This window comes from Streptomyces sp. NPDC049887 (assembly GCF_040656535.1).
Taxonomy (GTDB): Bacteria; Actinomycetota; Actinomycetes; order Streptomycetales; family Streptomycetaceae; genus Streptomyces.
The window spans coordinates 148,214-166,763 of record NZ_JBFAMM010000007.1 but is presented as its reverse complement, the minus strand read 5'-3'; the positions used below and the strand labels follow the sequence as shown (position 1 = coordinate 166,763).

Annotated in this window: 16 protein-coding genes and 2 pseudogenes; 5 read left to right on the top strand and 13 right to left on the bottom strand. The window is 70.8% G+C overall.

The window, feature by feature from the left end; translation table 11 throughout:
• Positions 1–117: 117 nt before the first annotated feature.
• The 4 genes and pseudogenes from AB0J10_RS11470 to AB0J10_RS11455 form a co-directional block, all read right to left on the bottom strand.
• Positions 118–1,167, bottom strand: a complete 1,050-nt coding sequence (locus tag AB0J10_RS11470) for a response regulator transcription factor (RefSeq protein ID WP_363060529.1) — start codon at positions 1,165–1,167, stop codon at positions 118–120.
• Positions 1,061–1,369: pseudogene (locus AB0J10_RS11465) on the bottom strand (hypothetical protein); the annotation flags it as partial. The pseudogene AB0J10_RS11465 and the gene AB0J10_RS11470, both read right to left, overlap by 107 nt.
• Positions 1,363–1,479: pseudogene (locus tag AB0J10_RS11460) on the bottom strand (PT domain-containing protein); the annotation flags it as partial. The pseudogenes AB0J10_RS11465 and AB0J10_RS11460, both read right to left, overlap by 7 nt.
• Before the next feature lie 13 nt (positions 1,480–1,492).
• Positions 1,493–2,914 carry a histidine kinase gene (locus tag AB0J10_RS11455; RefSeq protein WP_363060244.1) on the bottom strand — a complete coding sequence of 474 codons (1,422 nt, stop codon included), beginning with the start codon at positions 2,912–2,914 and terminating at the stop codon, positions 1,493–1,495.
• On the opposite strand from AB0J10_RS11455, the gene AB0J10_RS11450 reads away from it, so the two are divergent.
• Positions 2,913–3,260 carry a hypothetical protein gene (locus AB0J10_RS11450; RefSeq protein ID WP_363060242.1) on the top strand — a complete coding sequence of 116 codons (348 nt, stop codon included), beginning with the start codon at positions 2,913–2,915 and terminating at the stop codon, positions 3,258–3,260. The two genes, AB0J10_RS11455 and AB0J10_RS11450, sit on opposite strands and share 2 nt — an antisense overlap.
• On the opposite strand, the gene AB0J10_RS11445 is transcribed toward AB0J10_RS11450, so the two are convergent.
• From AB0J10_RS11445 to AB0J10_RS11410, 8 genes are all read right to left on the bottom strand, one after another.
• The gene (locus AB0J10_RS11445) at positions 3,215–4,105 is read right to left on the bottom strand and encodes a DUF5936 domain-containing protein (RefSeq protein WP_363060240.1); all 891 of its coding nucleotides are present in this window, start codon (positions 4,103–4,105) and stop codon (positions 3,215–3,217) included. The genes AB0J10_RS11450 and AB0J10_RS11445 overlap by 46 nt on opposite strands.
• A gap of 31 nt (positions 4,106–4,136) precedes the next feature.
• Positions 4,137–5,078: a type II secretion system F family protein gene (locus AB0J10_RS11440; protein ID WP_363060238.1), complete on the bottom strand. Its 942-nt coding sequence runs from the start codon at positions 5,076–5,078 to the stop codon at positions 4,137–4,139.
• Between the two features lie 174 nt (positions 5,079–5,252).
• A complete protein-coding gene (locus AB0J10_RS11435) occupies positions 5,253–6,593 on the bottom strand; it encodes a CpaF family protein (protein ID WP_363060236.1) in 1,341 nt (446 codons plus the stop codon).
• 63 nt (positions 6,594–6,656) lie between these two features.
• Positions 6,657–7,043 carry a TadE/TadG family type IV pilus assembly protein gene (locus tag AB0J10_RS11430; RefSeq protein WP_363060234.1) on the bottom strand — a complete coding sequence of 129 codons (387 nt, stop codon included), beginning with the start codon at positions 7,041–7,043 and terminating at the stop codon, positions 6,657–6,659.
• Between the two features lie 2 nt (positions 7,044–7,045).
• Positions 7,046–7,405: a TadE/TadG family type IV pilus assembly protein gene (locus AB0J10_RS11425; RefSeq protein ID WP_363060232.1), complete on the bottom strand. Its 360-nt coding sequence runs from the start codon at positions 7,403–7,405 to the stop codon at positions 7,046–7,048.
• 182 nt (positions 7,406–7,587) lie between these two features.
• Positions 7,588–8,829, bottom strand: coding sequence for an AAA family ATPase (locus AB0J10_RS11420; RefSeq protein ID WP_363060230.1), 1,242 nt, complete (start codon positions 8,827–8,829; stop codon positions 7,588–7,590).
• Between the two features lie 4 nt (positions 8,830–8,833).
• A complete protein-coding gene (gene cpaB / locus AB0J10_RS11415) occupies positions 8,834–9,544 on the bottom strand; it encodes a Flp pilus assembly protein CpaB (protein WP_363060228.1) in 711 nt (236 codons plus the stop codon).
• 112 nt (positions 9,545–9,656) lie between these two features.
• Positions 9,657–10,517, bottom strand: a complete 861-nt coding sequence (locus AB0J10_RS11410; RefSeq protein ID WP_363060527.1) for a hypothetical protein — start codon at positions 10,515–10,517, stop codon at positions 9,657–9,659.
• Between the two features lie 640 nt (positions 10,518–11,157).
• Here AB0J10_RS11410 and AB0J10_RS11405 point away from each other — a divergent pair.
• Both AB0J10_RS11405 and AB0J10_RS11400 read left to right on the top strand, forming a co-directional pair.
• The gene (locus AB0J10_RS11405) at positions 11,158–11,604 is read left to right on the top strand and encodes a hypothetical protein (RefSeq protein ID WP_363060226.1); all 447 of its coding nucleotides are present in this window, start codon (positions 11,158–11,160) and stop codon (positions 11,602–11,604) included.
• Positions 11,605–11,772: 168 nt separating this feature from the next.
• Positions 11,773–13,470, top strand: a complete 1,698-nt coding sequence (locus AB0J10_RS11400) for a glycoside hydrolase family 18 protein (RefSeq protein ID WP_363060224.1) — start codon at positions 11,773–11,775, stop codon at positions 13,468–13,470.
• A gap of 147 nt (positions 13,471–13,617) precedes the next feature.
• On the opposite strand, the gene AB0J10_RS11395 is transcribed toward AB0J10_RS11400, so the two are convergent.
• Positions 13,618–14,895, bottom strand: coding sequence for an Nramp family divalent metal transporter (locus tag AB0J10_RS11395; protein WP_363060222.1), 1,278 nt, complete (start codon positions 14,893–14,895; stop codon positions 13,618–13,620).
• Between the two features lie 181 nt (positions 14,896–15,076).
• Here AB0J10_RS11395 and AB0J10_RS11390 point away from each other — a divergent pair, with 181 nt between their 5' ends.
• On the top strand, positions 15,077–16,471 hold the full coding sequence (locus tag AB0J10_RS11390; protein ID WP_363060220.1) for a M14 family metallopeptidase: 1,395 nt from the start codon (positions 15,077–15,079) through the stop codon (positions 16,469–16,471).
• Positions 16,472–17,118: 647 nt separating this feature from the next.
• Positions 17,119–18,402, top strand: coding sequence for an amino acid deaminase (locus AB0J10_RS11385; protein ID WP_363060218.1), 1,284 nt, complete (start codon positions 17,119–17,121; stop codon positions 18,400–18,402).
• Positions 18,403–18,550 lie beyond the last annotated feature (148 nt).

Sequence of the window (18,550 nt, the reverse complement as noted above, 5' to 3'; positions counted from 1 at the left end):
ATGGGCCTCAGGGCCCAGCCGGGGGCCCATTCCTGGGATTGGGTCCTCGATCGTCCGGGCGTCCCGGTCGTGCACCACGTTGCGGCCACGCCGATCGCGCCCGTCGTCCCGGGCGTGTCAGCCATGGCTCGCAGGCCCCCTTCGGGCCAGGCCGTGCCAGATGGCGATGGCCTCGCCCCGACTGCCGGCGTTCAGCTTGGCGAAGATCCGGTTGATGTGGTTCTTGACGGTCTTCTGGCTGATGAAGCAGGTGGCGGCGATCTGCTGATTCGTCATGCCCGACGTGATCAGGTCCATCACTTCCACCTCCCGTTGGCTCAGCTCGGTCAGCAGCCCCCCGGAGCCCGGCCCCGGGGCGACCCCTGCGGGGGCCTGCCCTACAGAAGAATGTGCCACATTCGCTTGCGAAAGCGAAGAGGGGACATCTAATTGCTGCGGGGTGGGATGACTGGCAACTGAACTCACCTGCTGATTTGTTGATGATGTGTAGACAGATGACCGACTCGTGTCGTGTGCGGTTGCAGACTTGGAGGGCTGGTACCTCGGGTCGCCAAACGCCGTGCCCAGATCGTCGGGCAGGGGTGATGCCGGCTGATCCGGGAGCCCGGTGGTACCACGCACCGCGGCGAGCAGGGCACTGGAGGCCGAGGACGTGAACGAGGCCCGGCCCTCCTTGATGTCGCGGACCGCGGCGACGAGCTGGTCCGCCGTGAACTCGCCGTGGACCAGATAGCCGCCCGCGCCGAGGCGCAGGGCCTCGTGCACGATCTCGCTCTCGCGGCTGTACGTCATCATCAGCACCGGCGCGAGACGGACCAAGTGCGGAAGGGCGGAGATTCCGTCTACACCGGGCATGCGCACATCGAGCAGAACGACGTCCGGCCGGTGCCGGACGGCCGCGTCGTACGCCTGGCGTCCGTCGGCGGCCTCCGCGACGACATGGATGTCCTGGCGGCCCTGGAGCAGCACGGTCAGACCTGCTCGTACGACCGGGTTGTCGTCGGCGACGACAACCCGGAGCGTCGGGGCGGAGACGACGGGGGCGGGCAGGGCAGGGAAGTCACCGGACGCCGACTCCGCCGCTCCTCGGGGAGCGGGTAAGGCGGACGGTCCGGAGGAATGGTCGGAGGTGAGCGGTGCGGCATGCGAGGACGTGTGCTGTGACACATGCGGTTGCTGTGTCCACTGCTGCCCCGATGTACGGGAGATGTCGTCCGGCATGGTTGCGGCCTCCTCTCGGAGTGGGGCGGTTGTCGGGGAAGGTCGGGCACTCGGGACGGGGCGGTCGGTCCGTCGGTCGGTCCGTCGGTCGGTCGGTCGGTTGGGCGGTCGGTCCGTCGGTCCGTCGGTTGGGCGGTTGGGCGGTTGGGCGGTCCGTCGATCGGTTGGCTGGTCGGTCGGTCGAAAGGTCGGTCGGTCGAAAGGTCGGACGGACGGTCGGTAGCTGGGTTGACTGCCGGCCGACGGTCGGTCGACCAGGCGCGAACGCCGTTCAGTTCAGGAGCGGAGCCGTCCGCTGCTGTCCCTGGAGCGCGTCCAGAGGCACCGGGGAGATGGCCGTCAGCGGAAGTTCGAGCCGTACCTCCGTGCCCCGTGCGTGGCGTCCGCGCCCGATGCGGATACGGGCCCCGACCGACGCGGCGCGCTCCACCATGCCGACGAGGCCGAAGTGGCCCGCACGGCGGAGGCCGTCGAGTGTCGTGCCCGGCGGCAGTCCCCTGCCGTCGTCGTAGACGCTGATGCGCAGGACGTCGCCCACCACGCCGGCCGAGACGTCGAGGTACGTGGGCCGCCCGTGGCGGTGGGCGTTCTCCATGGCCTCCGAGGCGACGGTGAGCGCCTGGCGGGCGACGATCTGGGGGACGGCCGGTACGGAGGCCCGGCCGAGCCGGCGAAAGCGGGCCTCCACGCCGTGCCGCCGGGCGAAGTCCTCGGTGCGAGCGGCCAGTTCGGCCAGTACGTCGACACCGCCGTCGAGACCTGACTGACGACGGAGGTCCGAGAGCAGCTCGCGGGACTCGGCCGCGGCCCGACGCGCCGAGCGGGCGACGAGTTCCGCCTGGTGCTTGACGGTGGGCGGGTCCATGCGGTCCGCGGATGCGGCCAGGCCGTCCGCGGCCAGAGCCAGCCCGTGGAGCGTCTTGGCCACCGAGTCGTGCATCTCCCGGGCCAGGCGGGCGCGCTCCCCCTCCACCGCCTCGTTGACGGCAAGACGGGCGCGGGCCTCGGTGAGCGCCTGGGTGGCGCTGCCGAAGCCGAGCACGAGGTTGCGCAGGGTGCTGCCGACCGCGCCCGCGATGACGCACAGGCCGGGGAGCAGCAGATCGCCGAGCCCGGCGCTCACGTCCGGGTTGACGGCGAACGCGCCGCCGATGATGAGCGACTGGAGCACGGCGAAGACCGCCGCCCCGCGCCAGCCGTAGACCAGCCCGGCGAGCAGTGGGGTGCAGAGGGTGACGTACGCGAGGATCGACTCGGGCGAGGCGGTGGCCAGGAGCAGCGCGCCGAACAGAGAGTCCACCGCGAGGAGCGCGGGATGCCGGAGCAGGAACGGGCCGAAGCGCTCCCAGTCCCTCAGGGGGATGTACGACACCATGAAGGTCACGATCACGGCCGAGCCGACGAGCCAGGTTCCGAGTCCCGGCCGGGTGTTGTCCAGGGCGAACGGGGTGGCCAGCGCGATTGTCGCCAGGCGGAAGCCGAAGACCTGACGGCAGAGGGCCTGGAGGGCGTTGACCTGGATGGGCAGCGGCGGCACGTGCCGGGAAGCGTCGGCGGCGTCCTGCGCCGGCGCTCCCCCGCCGATGCCGCCCCGGATCTCGTCGGCGGCCGGGCCGCGCGGGCCGTCCCCGGCCCCGCCTCGGGATCGTCCGGTGCTGCCGCCGCTTCCTGGGACGGGGATCCTCAGGCCCATGTGGGTCACCTCCTGTTCCGGTCCTCGTGCTGTCGTTCCGGTGGTGCCGGTGGTGCTCCGCCGGTGCGGTTCCGCCGTCGCACTCGTGGTCGTGCCCGTCCTCGTGCCCGTACTCGTCCTCGTGCCCGTACTCGTCCTCGTGCCCGTACTCGTCCTCGTGCCCGTACTCGTCCTCGTGCCCGTACTCGTCCTCGTCCTCGTGCTCGTGCCCGTACTCGTCCTCGTGCTCGTGCTCGGGTTGCCGGTAGGTTCCCGGGCCGCCCCCGCTGTCCGTCCGGGCCTCCCGTCCCGCAGGCCCGCTCAGGTGCCGCTCAGGATGTCGGCGAAGTCGACCCCGGAGCCGTAGTAGAAGCTCATGACGATGAGGATCATGGTCGCGGGGAGCATGACCATCGTGACCACGAGCGTCGTCTTGGGGACGGCCTTGGAGGCGGAGCGCCTGGCGTTCTGCGCGTCCGTACGCCGCATGTCAGTCGCGATCTGGATGAGCGTGTCGACGATGGGGGCGCCGAGCTCCTCTCCCTGCTGGAGCGCGGTGACGAACATCGACACCTGCTCGGACGAGTTCCGCTTGCGCAGTTGCTCGAACGCCTCGCGCCGGCTGACGCCCATGTCCATCTGGCGCAGGGTGATCCGCAGCTCGTCGGCCCACGGTCCCTTGTACTTCTCGGCGACCCGTTCCAGCGCCTGCCGGAAGCCGAGCCCCGCGGACACGACGACGGCCAGCACGTCGAGGAAGTCGGGAAGGGTGCGCTCGATGTCGTTGCGCCGGCGGCGGATGGCGGCGCGCAGGACGACATCGGTCCAGACGAGTCCGTACACCAGCGCCATCAGGCCGATGACCGGCTGCCCGCGCAGGACGAGGGAGAAGGCTGCGGCCGCGCCGAGCATGCCGTAGACGGCGCGTCGGGCTGCGTAGCGGTCGACGGTCGTACCGCCGGGGTTTCCCGCCATGTCGAGCCTGCGACGCAGGGCGTCGACGCGCTTCGGCCCCATCATGGAGAGCACGGTCGGGGCGAAGCGCATGCCCATGCGGTCGATTCCGGAGCCGACCGCGGTGGTGCGGGTCGAGCCGACCTCGAGTGCCACCGCGAGGTCGCCGGGCAGTTTGGCGTCGGCCCGGTACATCCGGATGCCGTGGAAGGCCCCGTACACCGCGAGGCCGACGACGGCCGCCAGCAGAAGTCCCATGGCTAGTTCCCCTGTTCCCTTGGTCCGATCCTCAGACCCGGATTCGGGACATACGGCGGATGAGGAAGAAGCCGACGGCGTACATGCCGAAGGCGATGACGACGGCGAACTGGCCGACGACCGAGGCGGTCATCTTGTCCAGGGCGCCCGGACGTATGGCGTTGATCATCAGCAGGAAGCTGAGTCCGAGGAGGGGGACGGCGAGCGCGGTCACCTTCACCTGCGAGAGCAGGGTCGTGACCTCGCGCCGGGTCTCCTTGCGTTCCTCCAGCGTCTCGGTCAGGTTGCGCAGCGAGCTGACGACCTGACCGCCCGCCCGGTTGGAGAGGACGAGGGTCGTGACGAGGACGACCAGTTCGCGGGAGGGCAGTCGCTCGGCGAGCTCGCCCAGCGCGTCGTCCAGGGTGTGGCCCACGGCGAGCTGGTCGGCGACGCGCATGAGTTCCTCGCCGGCCGGGTCGTCCAGTTCCTCGGCGGCCATGGCGAGCGCGGTGCGCATCGCGAGTCCGGCCTGGGTGGCGTTGGCGAGGACGCGGGTGAACTCGGGGAGCTGGTTGATGAACGCCTCGGTCCGCTTGGCCCGCTGCCAGTTGAGGAAGGCGTTGGCGCCCCAGAGGCCGATGAATGCGGCCAGGACGCCGAAGAACGGTGCGAAGACGGCCCCTATGGTGAAGTAGACGGCGAGCAGGACCCCGATCGCGTAGACGACGTACTCGCCGGGAGTGAGGTCCAGACCGGTCATGGCGATCTTGCGCTCGATCCGCTTCCCGGGTGCGGTGCCGCGCAGCCGCCGGTCCACCCAGCGGAAGCGGCGCCGCCGTCCGGCGGGAAGGGCGATCTGCCCCGTCTGGGACATCCGGTCGACGAGCGCCTGGCGCTGGGCCTTGCCCGCGGAGTAGACGTGCACGCCGATGACGCCGAGGACGCACGCGAGCAGGGTGACGCCGATCGTCAGGAGCGGGAGATCAGCCACGGTCTGCACCTTCTGTCGCGGTCGCGGTCGCGGTCGGGGACGGCGCGGGGCTCGCGGGACGCGCCTGACGGAGCGAACGCGCCAGGCTCGGGGAACGCGCCAGGCTCAGGGAACGCGCGTCCAGGATCAGGGAACGCGCCAGGCTCAGGGAACGCGCGTCCAGGATCAGGGAACTCATGCCACCGCCCTGCGCAGCGTGAGTTGGTCCTCCGAGTCGGCGACGCCGAAGGCCGGTGGGATCGGCTCGTTGTTCATGTACAGCCGTTCGGCGACCCGTCGCGGCAGCGGCAGGTACTCGAAGGAACCGTGGATCAGACCGTCGGCGGCCATCGGCTGGGCGTTGAACCGGCAGACCGAGACGATGCGGTACTCCTCCCTGCCGTGGGAGTCCAGGATGGCGATCTCGGTGATCCTTCGGGAGCCGTCGGCGTGCCGGGTGAGCTGGACGATCACGTCGACCGCGCTGTTGATCTGGTCCTTGATCGCCACGAACGGGACCTCGACCTCGGACATGGAGCCCAGGGTCTGCAGCCGCATCAGCGCGTCCTCCGCGCTGTTGGCGTGGACGGTGGCGAGGGAGCCGTCATGACCCGTGGACATCGCCTGGAGCATGTCAAGCGTTTCGCCGCCTCGGACCTCACCGACGATGATCCGGTCGGGGCGCATGCGCAGCGAGTTGCGGACCAGGTCGCGGATGGTGATCCGCCCCTTGCCCTCGACGTTCGGAGGCCGGCTCTCCAGCGTGATCACGTGGTTCTGCTGGAGCTGGAGTTCCGCCGAGTCCTCGATGGTGACGATCCGCTCCCCGTCGGGGATGAGCCCGGACAGCGCGTTGAGCAGCGTGGTCTTGCCGGTGCCGGTCGCCCCGGAGACGATCACGTTGAACTTCGCCCGGACGAGGCCCGACAGCAGCACCGTCATCTGGTCGTCGAGGGACCCGAGTTCGATCATCTCGCGGAGCGTGAACGCGCGGGGGAAGCGCCGGATCGTGAGGATCGGGCCGCTGAGGGAGAGGGGCGGGATGATCACGTTGACGCGCTCCCCGCTGGGCAGCCGGGCGTCCACCATCGGATTGGCCTCGTCCACGCGGCGGTTGACGGTCGAGACGATGCGCTCGATGGTCTGCATGAGCTGTTCGTTGGAGCTGAACCGCATGGGCAGCAGTTCCAGCCGGCCGCGGCGCTCGACGAACACCTGCTCGGGTCCGTTCACCATGATCTCGCTGATGGAGGCGTCCTCCAGCAGGGGCTCCAGGATGCCGAGACCGAGGGCTTCGTCCACGACCCGACGGATCAGCTGCGAGCGCTCGACCGAGGACAGCACCGGCCCCTCGCGGCTGATGATGTGGCCCAGCACGCGTTCCAGCCGCGCGCGCCGCTCGGCGGCCTGCAGCGTGGACATCTCCGCGAGGTCGATCTCCTCCAGGAGCTTGGCGCGGTAGATCCCGACGAGCTGGCTGTCCGACCCCTGACCGGGGCCCGGTTCGGGACTGTTCATGCGCGCCCGGAGGCTCATGAGTGCTCGACTCCTTCGAAGGATTGACCGGACGGCGTGCCCGGTGGCGCCGGAGGGCGGTGGTCAGCGGTCGGTGACGGGCATGGTCGCGGAACGGGTGGCACGGTCGAACGCAAACACGGGGATGAGGGAGGGGATGTCGACGTGCGCGGTGGCGGTCACCTCGTCACCGGCCATGCTTACGTCGACGTCCGTCCCCTCGGCCAGCCAGTCGCTCATCGCCGCCTTCCCCGCCTGCGCTCCGCTCCCGTTGTCGATCGACGCGGTCCGCGCCGCCGCCCGTGCCGCCGTCCCCGCCTGCTGGACCGCGTACACGGCGATGCCGAGCTGGATCGCGGCGAGTGCGACCAGCAGCAGGATCGGGAGCCAGCCGAGGTACTCGATCGCGGTCTGACCCCGGTCGCGGCTCCCGCCTGCACCGAGCCGCCGCCCATGGACGGGTTTCCGCATGGTCAGCCCTCCCACACGGCGGAGGCCCGCCCGGGTGCGGTGAACGAGAAATCGATGAAGCCCGGGTAGAGGACCGGGACCACGACGTCGACCTCCACGTCGTACAGGTCGCCGCCGAACGACGGGCAGCTGACTCTGGCCTCCCAGGAGTCCGGCAGGTTCTTCCGCGCCGCCTGCTCGCACGCCTGGGCCGCACCCCCGCCCGCCGCCGCGCCCGCCCGGGCGCCCTCGTCCGCCGAGTTCCCCGCGAGCGAGAACGAGTACCCGACGAGGGCCGCCTGCCAGAGCAGGACCAGCGTCGCCAGGACGATCGGCACCATCCCGGTGAACTCCACCGCGGTCTGCCCACGGTCGTCCCCCATCAGGCTCCGGTTCCCGAGGGCACGCCTCCGGCCGGCCGGCCCGGACCTCCGGCCCGTCACCCGGCCCCCGGCGCCCCGCACACCGGCGCGACGCCGGTCGGCGGGGCGCCCGTCGGTAAACCTCCGGTCCGTACCTGCCACGATGTGCATCGCTTCAACTCGCCCCCTCGGTCTCCGGCCCCTCAGGACCTTCTCCTGATGCCCAGGGCACCCCGGTCGCCCCTCAACCTTCCCTGTTTCTGGGCCGGTTCGCTCGCCTTCACCAGTCCCAGCTCCCCCGCCAGTCCCCACAGCGCCTGCTTGACGGTGGACCTGGTCTCCAGGTCCTGCATCCTGCCCGCGTCCACGAGGGCCTGCAGTTCCTTGAAGTTGGCGGGAACGACGACCCGGGAGACCCGGGTGGAGGTGATCCGCTCGATGAGCGGGGGCTGTATCTCCGTGTTGCGCACGTAGCGGTTGACGACGGTCACGGTCTCCTCCGCCTTGCGGATCTGGAGCCGGTCCCAGAGCCTGACCATGCGCTTGGCCGCGCGTACGGCGACCACGTCCGGTGTGGTGACGAGCAGCGCCGTGTCGGCCATCTCGATCGCCGCCGCGTTGGCGCCGTTCATATGGCTGCCGCAGTCGACGACCACGACCTCGTAGCGGTTCCGCAGGGCGCTGACGATCTGGCGCACCGAGCGTTCGGTGACCTCCTCGCCGCGCTCACCCTCGCCGGGGGCGAGCAGCAGCCCGATTCCGGTCTCGTGGGCGTAGACCGCGTCCTGCAGGACGCGTGGCGAGATGTCCTGGATGCCCGCGAGGTCGACGATCGAGCGCCGGAACTGGACGTCCAGGTACGAGGCGACGTCACCCGACTGCAGATCGAGATCGGCGAGGGCGACGGTCTTCCCGCCGGCCGCGGCGGCCAGGGCGAGCTGGACGGCGGTGAGCGTGGTGCCGACACCGCCCTTGGCACCGCTGACCGTGACGACCGTCCCGCCGGGGCCGGTGAACACGTCGCCGCCGGAGCCCAGATGGCGCCGTACGCCGACCGACCACGCGGCCGCCGCCTGCACTCGCTGGACGAGTTCCTCGTAGGAGAGGGGCAGGCCGACCAGGCCGCGGGCGCCGGAGTCCATCGCGGCCGAGTACAGGCCGGGGCTCGCGTCGACGGTGACCAGGACGACCCCGACCGCGGGGAAGCGCAGGGCCACCTCCCGGATCAGCTCGAGTGCGGGCACCGGACCGATCCGCTCGTGGACCAGGACGACCTCCGGGAGCTCGTCCACGGACTCCGCGGCGAGCCGCGCCAGGGTGTCGATCAGCGATGTGGAGTCACCGACCGGCCCCGCCGGCTCCGCTTCCGGGAGCTGGCTGAGCAGGGTGGTGATGGACCGGGCGGCGTCGGCGTCACCGACGGCCGGGAGGATTCTGGTCGTCATTCTCTCACTTGTCCCCTTCGAGGGTGTAGGTACCCTCCCCCGGGCGCAGCTGGGTCGAACCGCCGTCCGCGAGCAGAGCCAGCCGAACGTTCACCGCGAACGACTCGGCGTAGGCGACGCGCTGGACGTCCTTGGTGTTCAGCGCGAAGGTGATCGGGACGGCCTCGCGCAGCGCGCCCCGCCTGTCGTCCTCCCTGGGCTCCAGTGCGGTGAGCCGGCCGACGTCGATGACCCGCGCGTTGGGGACGATGACGCGGGACTGCGCCTTCGCCCCGCCCTGGTCGTCACCGGCGAAGGTGGCGTAGATGTTGACGGAGTCGCCGGCCCTGATCTTGCCCGCCACGCCCGTGGCGGCGTCGATCATGATGGCTATCTCCTGCTCGTCGCGGTCGAGGGCCGGGCGCCTGACGAACATGTCGTCCTGGAGCAGCGAGCCCTTCTTGAGCTGGGTGACGGCCACCTTCCCGTCGACGACCGAGACGTCGGTCACCGCGTTCTCGGAGAGCCAGCGCTTCGGCATGGTGATCTTCTCGAACTGGTTCGGCTGCAGTGCCTGGTACGGAGCGACGTCGGACTTGACCCGGTACGCGGCGACCTCGGGCCCGACCTTGGAATTCACGTCGCTGATCACCGAGAGCACACCGGCGAACGCGCCGAAGGCACACAGGACCGAGAGGAGCAGCAGGATGACGCCGCGGCGTTGGCGCGAATTCATGAACGGGGCAACCTCGATGGAAGACGTGGGCTGATGAGCGGACTGGTACGTGCGGTGGGGCGCGCATACGGCGGGGCCGCCATCGGTCCGCGCCCACCGCACCGGCGGCGCACTACGACCCGTGGTGCATCGGTGTTCCTTCGCCTAGGACACCCGTGGGATGCGTTCGGTTCTCGGCCGGGGCGAGGGGGGCCGAGCAGAAACCGCAGCGGTCACCGATGAGTTCGATGCCGCACCAGGTGCACACCTCCCGTCGTACCGAGGAAACCAGCTGGTAGATCACGGAGATGTCGGGGAGGAAGGCGGCGAATTCGATCATCCGTGGAGTGCCCCACCATCTCGGGGAATCGGCCGGCAGCGCGGTCTCCTGGATTCCCTGGACCTGCCATGCGGGCGCGAGCGTCGTACTGACCCATTCCGACTGGAGCTGCCCCCTGGCCACCAGCAACTGGGTGGCGAACTCGGGTCCGGTCAGCTCTCCGTGGCCGATTCTGACCAGCTGGGGGCCGGGGTTGGCCACGACGCCGAACTGCGAGCCGGGAACCCACGACTTGGCGTGGGACTTGAGGCTCACGGGGACGCGGTCGAGTTTGGTGACCGAGTTGAGCAGGGCGCCCGCGTGGATGTAGTGGGAGAGCAGCCGGGCGGCGGAGGCGACCACTCCGGCGCTGAAGTCGCAGACGGACAGCTGGCGCAGCTGCCGGACCAGCACGGACACCCCGAGCGGCGGCAGATCGAGCTTCAGCAGCGCGATCCGGTCGCTCTCCAGGACCGAGCGGACCGCGTGGAGTCTGCGCTCGTGGGCGGCGGGGACGGAGGCGGGGTAGAGGGCGATCACATAGCCGTGCTGCTCCACCAGGACCTGCATGTCGGCGAGTGCCGCATCCAGCGGCTGGGTGTCCGGGGGGTGCAGCAGCGCGGCGGTGGGCGTATGGCTGTCCGTAGGCGGCAGCACCAGGTCGGCGCTGGTCACAGCAATCGCGGTCGGCACGCTGATTCCCCGTTCGGCTCCGGCCACCGCAGTGACGGCGACCGCAGTTCCCCTGCTCTTCGTGCTTCTCCTGCATCAGCCTTCTCCTGCATCAGCACTTTATCCACGTCCAACAGGTTCGGAGAACAGCTTTCGGTACCCGGCAACCCAACCCTCACGCAATACTCACCGGTCAAAGCGGACGAAGCCGCCAGAGGTTAACTCCTGCATCAGCGAAGGGATTTCGGGAATCGTTTCCTCGCTATTCGGAACTTCGGCCCTTCGCATCCCCACGCCACTCCTGCCCGCATGTCCCGCGCGCCGCCCCCGATCGGCACGGGGCGGGGCCCAAGCCTCCGTCTGGGCCCGGATCGGGGCCCCAGGGCCCATGCCCCGGGCGCCCGGCATCCGTACCGTCCGGTTCCGGTCAGTGGGAGCATCGGGCCCGCGGCCGCGACCCCGGGGCCGAGCGCAGCCGGTTCACCGCCGCCGCCACGGCAGCGATGAAGCGACGACCCGGCGACGCCCCGGCGACGCCCCGAAGAAGATCTCGGATCGGTCGCGGTCGGGTGGGCAGGGCAGGTCGGGCAGTGCCGGTGTCCGGCGCACCGCGCGGTGGGCCGCCGACGGGAGGCGGAGGACGATGACGAGGTACGGCTCCCCCGGGGCGTCCGCCCGGGAGGACGAGGGGCCCGGAGCTGCACTGCTCGCACTGGCGCGGGCCTGGGCGGCCGGGGTCGTCGTCCTGCTCTTCACGGAGTACGTGCTGGCGAGGGTGGTGTACGAGCACCTGGCGACCGCCGCGCGGATGGAGACGTTCGGCGGGCGGCTGCTGCTGATCCATCTGCCGAACGCGCTGTGCGTCGGGCTCGCCGTCTGGGCGGCGGCGCGGATCCATCGCGCCCCTTTCCGGGACTCGACGCCATGGCACCTGACGGCGGCGCTCACCGTACCGACAGCGGCCCAGTTGCTGGACATCGGCCTGCACTGGGAGCGGCTGTCCGCCGAGGGACTGTCGATGTCGAACGCCGTCCTGGCGGTGGGGTGTGTCGCGGGCTGTGCGGCGGACCGGTTGCAGGAGGACGACTGAGGGGTGCCGGGCGGCCGGGGGAGGTGCCCGGTCCCGTGGGATCGGCACGCTTTCGTATACGGGGTTCCGCCAGAGGTCTTGACAACCCGATTGGTCTGGACCAGCTTGGGGCCAGCGGTGGCCACCGTTTTCGTACCTCCTCCCCAACTCCCCCACGGAGGCAGCAAAGTGGACCGCACCACACGCAGACGCAGATGGCTCGGCGGAGTGCTGGCGCTGGCCGTCGGCGCCGGGCTCGGGCTGACCGGTGGGGCCGGCACCGCGCTGGCCGCCGATGTCAACAACGCGAAGAACGCCGGGTTCGAGTCGGGACTCACCAACTGGACGTGCTCCGGCGGGAGCGGAGCCGTGGTGTCGTCGCCGGTCCACGGCGGGACCTCGGCGCTCAGGGGCACGCCCTCCGGGCAGGACAACGCGAAGTGCTCGCAGACCGTCTCCGTGAAGCCCAACTCGACGTACCGGCTCAGCGCCTGGGTGCAGGGCTCGTACGTGTACCTCGGCGCGAGCGGGACGGGAACGACCGACGTGTCGGTCTGGACGCCCGGCGGCTCGGGCTGGTCCCAGCTCAGCACCACGTTCACGACCGGCGCGGGCACCACGTCGGTGACGGTCCACACCCACGGCTGGTACGGACAGCCGGCCTACTTCGCCGACGACATCTCGGTGTTCGGGCCCGACGGGGGCGGCGGCGGCGACCCCGACCCGGTGGTGCCCCCGGCCCCGGGCGGGCTCACCGCAGGCGCGGTGACCTCGTCCTCCGTGGCGCTGAGCTGGTCCGGCTCGTCCGGAGCGACCGGCTACCACGTGTACCGCAACGGCACCAGGGTCCAGTCGGTCACCGGGACCTCGACGACCGTGACCGGGCTGGCCGCCTCGACGTCCTACCAGTTCCAGGTGTCCGCCACGAACGCCGCCGGAGAGTCGGCGAAGTCTGCGGCGGTGACCGCGACGACGTCCGGCGGCGGCACCCCGGGCAACCCCGCGGTTCCGAAGCACGCGCTGACCGGCTACTGGCAGAACTTCGACAACGGCGCGACAGTGCAGAAGCTGCGGGACGTGTCGCCGCAGTACGACATCATCGCGGTGTCGTTCGCCGACTCGACCGCTACCGCCGGCCAGATCGTGTTCAATTTGGACCCGGCCGTCGGTTACGCGTCCGTGGACGAGTTCAAGAGCGATATCGCCGCCAAGAAGAGCGCCGGTAAGTCGGTCGTCCTCTCCGTCGGCGGTGAACGCGGCAACGTCACCATCAACAGCGACGCGTCCGCGACGGCTTTCGCCGACAGCGCCCACGCCCTGATGCAGAGCTACGGCTTCAACGGGATCGACATCGATCTCGAACACGGCATCAGCTCGGAGTATCTGACGAAGGCCCTGCGCCGGCTGTCGCAGAAGGCGGGCCCCTCGCTGGTCCTGACGATGGCGCCGCAGACCATCGACATGCAGAACACCGGGACGGAGTACTTCAAGACCGCCCTCGCCGTGAAGGACATCCTCACCGTCGTCAACATGCAGTACTACAACAGCGGTTCGATGCTCGGTTGCGACCAGAAGGTCTACTCCCAGGGCTCGGTCGACTTCCTCACCGCGCTCGCCTGCATCCAGCTCGAGGGCGGACTCGACCCGTCCCAGGTGGGGATCGGCGTGCCGGCCTCCACCCGGGGTGCCGGGAGCGGCTACGTCGATCCCCAGATCGTGAAGAACGCGCTGGACTGCCTCACCCGGGGCACCAACTGCGGCTCGTTCAAGCCCTCGCGGACGTACCCCACCCTGCGCGGTGCCATGACCTGGTCGACGAACTGGGACGCGACGGCCGGCCGCGCCTGGTCCAACGCGGTTGGACCGCACGTGCACAACCTGCCCTGACCCCGGGCGCGGGGTCGCGGGTACCACACGCGGTCCACCCGTCCTCGCGGTCCTGCACCCGCCCTCACCCGTCCGCCATCCGTCCTCCCCGGACAGGCAGCGCCACCGTCCCCACCGGTGGCGCTGCCGCCTTTCGGACGGGCTCCCTCACCAGGGGAGTTCACGCACCTGCTGGACACACAGCACGACGAAGAGCAGCCCCGCAACGCCCAGCATGGCGTTGCTCAGCATCCCGTTTCGCCACTCCCGCGGGGTACGCGAGGAGTTGAGCAGCCACACCAGCGTCAGCGCCAGGAACGGCATGAAGAACGCCCCGATCACTCCGTACACGATGACAAGACCGAACGGCTGGTCGAGGAACAGCAGCGAGATCGGCGGGAAGGTGAGCCACAGCAGATAGGCCCGGAACGCCGGCGACTTCTCGCGCGGTGTCCCGGCGGGCGCGAGCGACGGCCGGTAGTGGGCGACGAAGTCCGCGAACAGCAGGCTGACGCCGTGCCAGACACCGATCAGCGAGGTGAACGACGTGGCGAAGAAGCCCACGAGGAAGAGCTTGGCCGTGGCGGCGCCGTAGCGGTCCTCCAGGATCGTGCCGAGGTCCAGCAGGCCCTTGTCGCCCTTGGTGATCGCGATACCCGAGGAGTGCAGCAGCTCGGCACCGACGAAGAGCATCGCGACCACGAAGACCCCCGTGGTGAGGTAGGCGACGCGGTTGTCGAGCCGCATGACCTTCATCCAGCCGGCGTCCTTCCAGCCCTTGGCGTTGACCCAGTAGCCGTACGCGGCGAGCGTGATGGTGCCGCCGACGCCGCCGATCAGACCGAGCGTGTAGACGAGGGAGCCCTCCGGGAGGACCGGCACGAGCCCGGCGAACGCGTCGCCCAGGTTCGGCGCGACACGCACCGCCAGATAGACGGTGACCACGAACATGACGCCCACCAGGACCGTCATGACCTTCTCGAAGACGGCGTACCGGTTGAACCAGACGAAGGCGAGCCCGAGGAGGCCGCAGAGGACGCCCCACCACTTGAGACCCATCGCATCGGGGAAGAGCGCACCGAGCGGCAGCGCGCTGGACGACATCGCGGCCGCTCCGTAGACGAAGCCCCAGACGACGACGTAGCCGATGAAGTAGACCGTGGTCCAGCGGCCGAGGCTGCGCCAGCCGTCGAAGAGGGTGCGGCCGGTGGCGAGGTGCCAGCGCCCGGCCGCCTCCGCCAGTGAGATCTTCACCAGGCAGCCGACGACCGCCGCCCACAGGAGCGTGTAGCCGAACTTGCTGCCCGCGATCAGGGTGGCGACCAGGTCCCCCGCGCCGACGCCGGTCGCGGCGACGACGATGCCCGGGCCGATGTGGCGCCAACTCGCCTTGCGCATCACCGGGGCCGCCGCCCGTCCTTCTCGCTCTTCCGTCGTGTCCGCCATGCGTGTGGTCCTGCCTTCCCGTTCGTGCCGCGCGTCCCGTACCTCAGCCAACCCGTGACCGGCATGTGCTATTGACCGGGGCATGCCATACCCCGACCATGTGCCCGACACACCAGAAAAACCGGCAGCACATCCGCACGTCGCATCCAGCCACCCCCACACTCCCCACCCAGGAGACAGCATGCGACTTCGCACACGCGGCATCGGCACTCCCGGCCGCACCGGCAGACGCCGCGACCGGAGGTCCGCCACCCGGTCCGCCACCCTCGCCGGCCTGCTGGCACTCGCCGTGGCGGTGCCCTTCACGGCGACCGCCTCACCGGCACCGGAACCCGTGGGCTCCGCAGCCGCCACGGCCGCCGCGGCCGACGAGCAGACCCGGCAGTACGAGATCCACGGCCCGTCGACCGTCGCCGAACGCACGGCCGTCGCGGCCACCGGCGTCTCGATCGACGAGGTCCACGACCACACCGTCGTCGTCAGCGCCGACGCCGCCCAGGCCAAGCGGCTCCGCGCCCTCGGCCACCGCCTCGAAGCGCTGCCCGCGCCGCCGTCCCGCAAGGCGGTGGGCGCCTCGGCCGAGCCGTTCGACTTCCCGTCCGCGGACTCCCGGTACCACAACTACGCCGAGATGAACGCGGAGATCGACCAGCGCATCGCCGCCCACCCGGACATCATGAGCAAGCGGGTGATCGGCAAGTCGTACCAGGGCCGGGACATCATCGCCGTCAAAATCAGCGACAACGTCGGCATCGACGAGAACGAGCCCGAGGTCCTCTTCACCCACCACCAGCACGCCCGCGAGCACCTCACGGTGGAGATGGCCCTCTACCTGCTGCGCGAGCTGGGCGACGACTACGGCTCGGACTCCCGGGTCACCAACGCCGTCAACGGCCGTGAGATCTGGATCGTGCCCGACCTCAACCCGGACGGCGGCGAGTACGACATCGCCACCGGTTCCTACCGCAGCTGGCGCAAGAACCGGCAGCCCAACTCCGGGTCGTCGGCGATCGGTACGGACATGAACCGCAACTGGGACTTCAAGTTCGGCTGCTGCGGGGGCTCCTCCGGCTCGCCCGGCTCTGAGACCTACCGCGGCCGGGCCCCCGAGTCCGCCCCCGAGGTGAAGGTCGTCGCCGACTTCGTGCGCTCCCGCGTCGTCGGCGGCAGGCAGCAGATCAGGGCGGGCATCGACTTCCACACCTACAGCGAACTGGTGCTGTGGCCGTACGGCTACACCACGGCGGACACGGCCCCGGGCATGACCCAGGACGACCGCGACGCCTTCGCCGCGGTGGGCCGGAAGATGGCCGCGAGCAACGGCTACACCCCCGAGCAGTCCAGCGACCTGTACATCACGGACGGGTCGATCGACGACTGGCTGTGGGGCAGCCAGAAGATCTTCGGCTACACCTTCGAGATGTACCCGAGGGGCTTCGGCGGCGGCGGTTTCTACCCGCCCGACGAGGTGATCGAGCGGGAGACGAGCCGCAACCGCGACGCGGTGCTGCAGCTGCTGGAGAACGCGGACTGCATGTACCGGTCGATCGGCAAGGAACAGCAGTACTGCTCCTGAACCGTGCGGTGCCGCCCGAGTGGGCGGCACCGGCGCGGGCCCCCGGGGGGGGGCCCGGGGCGGCGCCCGGGCCCCCCCCCGCCGCCCCCCCACCCCCACCCCACACCCCACCTCCCCGGGGGGGGCCGGCGGCGGGGGGCCCCCCCCGGCGCAGGCCCGGCGGGTTCCGCCGGGCCTGCGCCCTTCCCCCCTCCCGGACGCCACCCACGCCAGTGTCCATGGGCGGGTCGTCTTAGTGCCCGACGACGGGGCGGTCCGGGAGCGGCCAGGGGCGAACCGGACGTGGGCCTGGCTCCGGGCCTCGACGCCTGCCGGGCGCCGACCGGGCACGGACTGCGCACGGGCCAGGTGCCGACCACGTACCCGCCAGGCACGGGCCGCGTACGGACCAGGTGCCGACCGCGTGCGCGAGGGCGGCGACGCGAGAACCGATACGGAACCGGGCCTCCCCGGCGACACCCGGCACACGACACCACCGCGCCCAGTGTGCTGTCCGCCTACCCCTGACGCGCCCACGGCGGCCGCGGCCTGGTCTGATGGGTCCACTGCCCCCGGCACCCCGCCGGGGTGTCGGCCGGTCCGAACGTGCTGCGCGACGATCGGACCGGCGTCGCGCAGCAGGCAACCCCATGCGGAGGAGGCACACCATGCCCGCCGACAACACCGTCGAAGGGCTCGACCGGCTCGCCCGCGAGATCGTCGACCACCGTTTCAAGGCGCTCCCGCCGGACGCCGAGGGCCTCACCGTCGGCGAGCTGGCCGCCCAGCGGCGCAACCTCTTCACCGGTGGCTTCACCACTCCCGTGCTCGCCCTCTCCGCGGAGTCCCTGGAACACAACCTCGCAGTACTGGAGACCTACGCCGAGCGCCACGGCCTCGCGTTCGCCCCGCACGGCAAGACCTCCATGTCGCCGCAGTTGTTCGCCCGCCAGCTCGAACGCGGGGCGTGGGGCATCACCGCCGCGGTCCCGCACCAGCTCCGCGTCTACCGCGCCCACGGCATCCGGCGCGTCTTCCTCGCCAACGAACTCGTCGACCCGGTGGCACTGCGCTGGCTCGCCGGTGAGCTGGAGCGGGACCCGGACTTCCGGTTCATCTGCTACGTCGACTCCGTGCGCGGAGTGGAGCTGATGGACGAGGCGCTGCGCGGCACCGCCAGGCCGGTGGACGTCGTGGTCGAACTCGGCGCCGGCGAAGGCGCGCGCACCGGTGCCCGCAGCGACGCCGACTGCGCGGCCGTCGCCGGCGCGGTCGACGCGGCGGCGAACCTGCGGCTGGTCGGTGTCGCGGGCTACGAGGGCGAGGTCCCGGACGCGACGCCCGAGCGGGTGCGCGACTGGCTGCACCGGCTCGTCTCACTGGCCGTCACCCTGGACGAGGACGGCCGCTTCGCGGCCACGGACGAGATCGTGGTCAGTGCCGGCGGCAGCGCCTGGTTCGACACGGTCGCCGAGGTGTTCGCGGAGCTTCCCGAACTGTCCCGCCCGGTGCTCAGGCTGCTGCGCTCCGGTGCGTACGTCTCCCACGACGACGGCCGCTACAGGCAGCTGACGCCGTTCAACCGGGTGCCCGAAGAGGGCGCGCTGGAGCCGGCGTTCCGGCTCTGGGCCCAGGTCCTGTCCCGGCCCTCCGGGCAGCAGGCGTTCGCCAACGCGGGCAAACGCGACGCCGCGTACGACCTCGACCTTCCCGTGGCCCAGGTCGTCCGGGACGCCCGCGACGGGTCGGTGCGCCCGGCCGCCGGCATCGCCGTCACCGGACTGTCGGACCAGCACGCCTGGCTGCGGACGGACGAGGACGCCGACCTGGAGGTCGGGGACTGGGTGGGGATGGGCCTGTCGCACCCGTGCACGTCGTTCGACAAGTGGCAGCTGATCCCGGTGGTCGAGGCGGACGGCACGGTCACGGACTACATCCGCACCTTCTTCTGATCCGCCTTCCGGACCCCGCCCGTCCTTCGGCCTGCATCCCGCACGCACTGATCCACGGCACGCTCCGGCACGGCGGACGGCCCCCTCGCACGCGCGGGAACCCCGACACAGGACACCCGCGTCCCCGTCGACCGGCGACGGGGGTGGC